Below are 6112 nucleotides of genomic sequence, written 5' to 3' on the forward strand. Positions count from 1 at the left end.
CGGATACTCATGAGCCAGTCGTTTTCGGTCAGTGATTGACCCGCTTTGCCGGGCAGACTGCTCAACGCCAGAAAGCAACTGTCTAGCTGCTTGATGACGTCATCAAGCACGCTTTCCGCGATCGCCGGATTGCCCCGGTAACTGTCAAGAACGTGTTTTTGTTTGTCCAGGTCTTTGAGTACATCTGACTTGAGGTCGGCACGTGCGCCCACATCCATGATTTCGAAGATGGTGGTGAGCGCGAAGTGATGATCCAGGGCCTGCTCGCGCGAGACAAGTTCTGTCAGGCGAAGAAACAGATGCTCCAGTCGCAAGTAGGTTCGGATGCGCTCGTTAAAGGGGTATTCGTAAAGGATCACGCTGATTATTTTCGGTAAGCCGCAGGCTGCTTGGATGATAGCCCGAAGCGGTGTGAAATTTGACGGACCTCATCAGCCAGTTCCTCAAGTGACAGATTCACATTGAAAATGACGGTGTCAGCGGCGCCGAGACGGCGTTCGCGCCGAGCCTGGGACGAGATGATTTTCTCGATGTCATCGCGCTTCAAATGGCTGCGTGCCATCACCCGGCTGATTTGAACTTCTGGCGTGCAATCCACCACCAGTACGTGATCCACCTTTTGGCGCCAATGGGGGGATTCAACCAGCAGGGGAATGTCAAAGACGATGCAAGCTCGCCCTTGGTTGGTGGCGATGGTGGCCTGGCTTTGTGTTTCCAGTCCCACCAGGGGGTGAATGATGGATTCCAGCCGTTTGCGTGCTGTGGGATCGGCGTAGGCCAGGACGCGCATCTTTTCCCGATCCAGCGCGCCATCCGGGGTCACGAAATCAGGGCCAAACGTGGCGGTCACCAAAGGCATGGCCTGACCACCAGGTGCGGTCAGCTCGCGGGCAATGGCGTCGGCATCCACGACCGCGGCACCGGCGTCCGCCAGGAGCCGGGCAACGGTACTCTTGCCGCTGCCAATGCCACCGGTCAAACCCAGCCGGACGACGGGCATCACGGTCTAGAGCCCGACGAAGTGAAGAATTGAGCTGGGGCCGAAAATCATCGCCGTCAGCCCTGCCCCCGCCAGAAAAGGTCCGAACGGCACGTAGCCGCCTTCGCGCAGGCCGCTGGAGAACTTCATGGCAATCCCTACGATGGCGCCAATGACCGACGCCATCAAAATGATGGGTACCAGCGCCTGCCAGCCGAACCAGGCACCTAATGCTGCAAATAATTTGAAATCCCCGAAGCCCATGCCTTCCTTGCCAGTGATCAGCTTGAAGGCCCAATAGACCAGCCACAAGGACACGTAGCCGGCCACCGCGCCCCAGACTGCCGCTGACAGCGCAACGGTTGTCCATTGCAGTGCGGCCGCGATCAGGCCCGCCCACAGCAGGGGCAGGGTGATGTCATCGGGTAAGAGTGTGGTGTCCCAGTCGATCAAGCCCAGTGCCAGCACAGAGGCGGCAAAGCCACTCCAGACCAGCGCGCCAAGGCTGGCACCCGATGTCCAGGCGCAATAAAAAAACAAAGCGCCGGTTGCCAGCTCCACCAAGGGATAGCGCAGGCTGATGGGCGTGGCGCAGACCGAGCACTTTCCTCGTAAAAAAAAATAGCTTACGACCGGAATATTTTCATGCCACCGGATCTGATGGTTGCACTTGGAGCAACGGGAGCGCGGCACCATCAAGTTGAATTTCTCTGTGGCAGGGGACTCTGTTCCGGACAGTTCGGCACACTCGGCTTTCCACTGCGCTTCCAGCATGAGGGGTAGCCGGTAAATGACAACATTGAGAAAGCTGCCGATCAGCAAACCCAGAACGCCGAAAACGGTCGCGTCAAACCATTGCGATACCTGCATCAAACGACCTGACCCAGTTTGAAGATGGGCAGGTACATGGCCACCACGATACCGCCAATCACGGTGCCCAGAATCACAATGATGATCGGCTCCATCAGGCTGGAGATGCCTGCCACCATGTCGTCGACCTCGGCTTCGTAAAAATCAGCGGCCTTGCCAAGCATGTGATCGATCGAGCCGGACTCTTCGCCGATGGCGCACATCTGCAAGACCATGGAGGGAAAGAGATTGGCATTGGTCATGGCTACGGTCAATGCCGTACCGGTTGACACCTCTTGCTGAATCTTCTTGGTGGCAATCTCATACACCGAATTACCGGCGGCGCCACCCACGGAATCAAGCGCTTCCACCAAAGGAACGCCCGCCGCAAACATGGTGGACAGGGTCCGCGTCCAGCGTGCAATACATGATTTGTCGACCAGTGTGCCAAAAATCGGCATCTTCAGCATGATGCGGTCCATCACACGCTGCATTTTTTCGTTGCGTCTCCAAGCCTGCATGAAAAAGTAAAAACCGCCGCCAATACCACCAAAAATCAGCCACCAGTACTTGACAAAAATTTCACTGATGGCAATCACGACCAGTGTGGGTCCTGGCAGGTCGGCGCCAAAGTTGGAGAACACCTCCTTGAAGGCCGGCACCACAAAAATCATGATGACGGCCGTGACGACAAATGCCACGATCAAGACCGAGATCGGATACATCAGCGCGGACTTGATTTTCGACTTGATGGCCTCTGTTTTTTCCATGTAAACCGCAAGCCGGTCCAACAACTGGTCCAAAATACCGGCGGATTCACCGGCTTCAATCAGGTTGCAATAGAGATTGTCGAAATACAGCGGAAACTTGCGAAATGCAACGCTCAGTGAGGTTCCGGTCTCCACGTCGGTGCGGATATCGTTGAGCAGTTTGGTGACGCTGGGGTTGGGGTTGCCTCGTCCCACGATGTCAAAGGCCTGCAGCAGGGGCACGCCGGCTTTCATCATGGTGGCGAGTTGGCGTGTGAAGATGGCGAGATCTTTCGGCTTGATGGATTTGCCAAGGCGCATCCGGCGCTTCCTGATCTTGGTCGGCATGACCCCCTGGCGACGCAGGGCCGCCTGGACCTGATTTTCTCCGACTGCTCTTGTTTCTCCGCGTACCTGTTTGCCGTTGCGGTCTTTGCCTTGCCATTCAAAGACAAATTCTTTGGCGCCTTTTGACTTTGCAGTTGCCATGTGGTCCCCTGGATTATTGGTTTATTCGTTGGTCACGGCGAGCACTTCTTCCAGCGAAGTCAAACCCAATTTGGCTTTGCTCAGGCCGGCCTGTCTGAGTGTGCGCACGCCTTCGCGTCTGGCTTGTTCTGCGATGTCCATGGCACTGCCATCGCGCAGGATGATGCGCTGGATTTCTTCGCTGATCGGCATGACCTGGTAGAGACCAATGCGCCCTTTGTAGCCGTTGTTGCACATGGAGCAACCGACCGCACGATACGAGACCCAGGGCACATTGAGTTCATCGCTGGTATAGCCGGCATCGAGCAGCGCCTTTTTGGGAATGTCGATCGGGGTTTTGCAGTTCGGGCACAGACGCCGCGCCAGGCGCTGCGCCGTGATGAGGATCACACTGGACGCGATGTTGAAGGGCGCAATGCCCATGTTTCGCATACGGGTCAGCGTGGTGGGCGCATCGTTGGTGTGCAGCGTGGAGAGCACCAGGTGACCGGTCTGGGCGGCCTTGATGGAAATGTCAGCAGTCTCAAGATCGCGAATCTCACCCACCATGATGATGTCGGGGTCTTGGCGCAGGAATGATTTCAGCGCCACGGCAAAAGTCAGTCCGGCCTTGTCATTGACATTGACCTGATTCACGCCTGGCAAATTGATCTCGCACGGATCTTCGGCCGTGGCGATGTTGACGCCCGGCTTGTTCAGCATGTTCAGGCAGGTGTACAAAGAGACCGTCTTGCCCGAGCCGGTCGGTCCTGTGACCAGGATCATCCCGTAAGGCCTGCCAATCGCTTGCAGCAATCGTTCCTTTTCTTCGGGTTCGTAACCGAGCGCATCGATACCCAACTTGGCGCTGTTCGGGTCGAGTATGCGGATCACGATTTTCTCGCCAAACAGCGTGGGTAGCGTGCTGACCCGGAAGTCGATGACCCGGTCGGGTCCGACCTTCAGCTTCATCTTTCCATCCTGCGGAACCCGTTTTTCCGAGATGTCCATTCTCGAAATCACCTTGATGCGCGAAGCCAGCTTGTCTTTGATGGCAATGGGGGGAGACGCGATTTCCCTGAGCTCTCCGTCAATCCGGAAGCGGACACGGTAATTGTGCTCATAGGGTTCGAAGTGCAGATCGGAGGCGCGCATGCTGAAAGCATCCAGCAGCATTTTCTGCAAAAATTTGACGACCGGCGCGTCTTCAACTTCGGAGACCGTGGTGTCCGAGCTTTCCGTGACTGCTTCTGCCAAACTCTCATCGAACTCGAAGTCACTGCCGATGATGCTGTCCATCGTTTCCGACGCGGTCGTTGCGTTGGCTGTGACCAGTTTAAGCAGCTTGTCGTATTCGGCAATAACCCAGTCAACGCCCAACTGGGTGGAAAACTTGATTTTTTCGACCGCTTTTTGATCGGAAGGGTCGGCGGTCGCAACGATCAACCGGTTATTTCGTTTGCTCAAGACCACAACTCGGTAGTCGTGGCAAATTTTGACGTCCAGCAGGCCTTTCGGAAGGCGCTGGGGGTCAATCGCATCCAGATTCACCAGCGGTGCCGCGAATGCGGTAGACATGGTGTGAGCCAGGTCAGACGCCGACACCACCCCCGAACCCGTGAGCTCGGCGATAAAACTGGTGCGACTACTTTGGGCTTTGCGGTAGATTTCTTCCGCTGACTTTTGTCCCAGTTTCCCCGCCAGAATAAGCGCACGGCCCAGCCCCGGAAGGCCGGTGGTGGGGGATTCAGGATGAGTGGTATCGACTGCGGCCATAACCCCAAAATGTACTACGTCAGGAAAGGGACTCGTTCGATCATCGTCGATTGCCGACACGATGTAAATCGAAAGGCCGCGAGACTAGGCCGCAAGGATGTTGTTTGACAACAAGTAATAGTTGGTCGGAATGAGAGGATTCGAACCTCCGACCCCTTCGTCCCGAACGAAGTGCGCTACCAGGCTGCGCCACATTCCGATATTTCTTATTTCAGTTATCGCCGTCATGCAGTGTCAATACTGACGCTCCAGCAACTGAGCGGCCAATTGTATCAAACACTCGGTATGGGGGCCGGGTGGCAGTTGCCGGGCGGCGACGATCGCTCGTTGCGCCTCCTGTGTCGCCGCCAGTCGGGCGACATCCAGTGCACCCGTTGTTTTCACGATATCGACCACTTGATCCAGCATCGACAGGCCGCCGGTCTCGATGGCTTCTCTGATGAGGTCTTTCTGGCTTGACGTGCCTCGTTGCATGGCGGCAATCAGCGGTAGTGTGGTTTTGCCTTCGCGCAGGTCGTCCCCCAGATTTTTTCCCATGACATCGGCTGCGCCGGTGTAGTCAAGCACGTCATCAATGACCTGAAAGGCGGTGCCCAGCGCCTGGCCGTAGTCGGCGCAAGCCTCTTCCATTTCGGGCGAGCTGCCAGCGAGAATCGCGCCGACTCGGGCGCTGGCTTCAAACAACTTGGCGGTTTTGGAACGGATGACCTCGAGATAGCCGGCCTCATCCAGGGCGGCATTGTGCATGTTCATCAGTTGCAGCACCTCGCCCTCCGCAATGACGTTGGTGGCATCGGCCAGCACCTGCATCACGCGCATATCCCGGGCGTCGACCATCATCTGGAAAGCGCGCGAGTAGAGGAAGTCGCCGACCAGCACGCTGGCCGGATTGCCGAACATTTCATTGGCGGTGGCATTGCCCCGGCGCAGCGCGGAGTCGTCAACCACGTCGTCGTGCAGCAGAGTTGCGGTATGTATGAATTCCACCACAGCGGCCAGGTTAAACCGCTGTTCGCCACGATAGCCCAAGGCCCCGCAGGTTAGCAGCAGGAGGGCCGGCCTCAATCGTTTGCCGCCCGCGGCGATGATGTAGCGTGATACCTTGCCGATCAGTGGCACTCTGGAGTCCAGACGGCGGGCGATGACCTGATCAACTTCACGCATGTCTTGCGCAATGATCGACATTGAAGGAGCGGGGCTGGATGGATTAACTTGCAAGACAAATAACCGGTTGTGTGCGGCGATTATAGGAACCCGACGGTTCTGAAATCTGGGCTGAGCTACGCCGCTA

General features: G+C 56.9%; 6 protein-coding genes and 1 tRNA gene. All 7 read right to left on the bottom strand.

Annotated features, from left to right (window positions below; genetic code table 11):
- Positions 1 to 359: cell division protein ZapD (gene zapD / locus B3V69_RS11735; RefSeq protein WP_296446737.1), on the bottom strand; the 359-nt coding region annotated here is incomplete at its 3' end.
- A gap of 5 nt (positions 360 to 364) precedes the next feature.
- Positions 365 to 1000 (bottom strand): dephospho-CoA kinase, encoded by a 636-nt coding sequence (gene coaE, locus B3V69_RS11740; protein WP_296446739.1) that lies wholly within the window; start codon positions 998 to 1000, stop codon positions 365 to 367.
- A gap of 6 nt (positions 1001 to 1006) precedes the next feature.
- Positions 1007 to 1849, bottom strand: a complete 843-nt coding sequence (locus B3V69_RS11745; RefSeq protein ID WP_296446741.1) for a prepilin peptidase — start codon at positions 1847 to 1849, stop codon at positions 1007 to 1009.
- On the bottom strand, positions 1849 to 3066 hold the full coding sequence (locus tag B3V69_RS11750; protein WP_296446743.1) for a type II secretion system F family protein: 1218 nt from the start codon (positions 3064 to 3066) through the stop codon (positions 1849 to 1851). Before B3V69_RS11750 ends, B3V69_RS11745 begins: the two co-directional genes overlap by 1 nt.
- A gap of 21 nt (positions 3067 to 3087) precedes the next feature.
- Complete coding sequence (gene pilB / locus B3V69_RS11755; protein ID WP_296446745.1) at positions 3088 to 4821, bottom strand: type IV-A pilus assembly ATPase PilB; 1734 nt, start codon at positions 4819 to 4821, stop codon at positions 3088 to 3090.
- Positions 4822 to 4943: 122 nt separating this feature from the next.
- Positions 4944 to 5020 (bottom strand) — tRNA-Pro (locus B3V69_RS11760).
- Positions 5021 to 5055: 35 nt separating this feature from the next.
- Positions 5056 to 6006 (bottom strand): polyprenyl synthetase family protein, encoded by a 951-nt coding sequence (locus B3V69_RS11765; RefSeq protein WP_296446746.1) that lies wholly within the window; start codon positions 6004 to 6006, stop codon positions 5056 to 5058.
- Between the last annotated feature and the right edge of the window lie 106 nt (positions 6007 to 6112).

The sequence above is a fragment of the Rhodoferax sp. UBA5149 genome (genome assembly GCF_002413825.1).
Lineage (GTDB): Bacteria > Pseudomonadota > Gammaproteobacteria > Burkholderiales > Burkholderiaceae_C > Rhodoferax.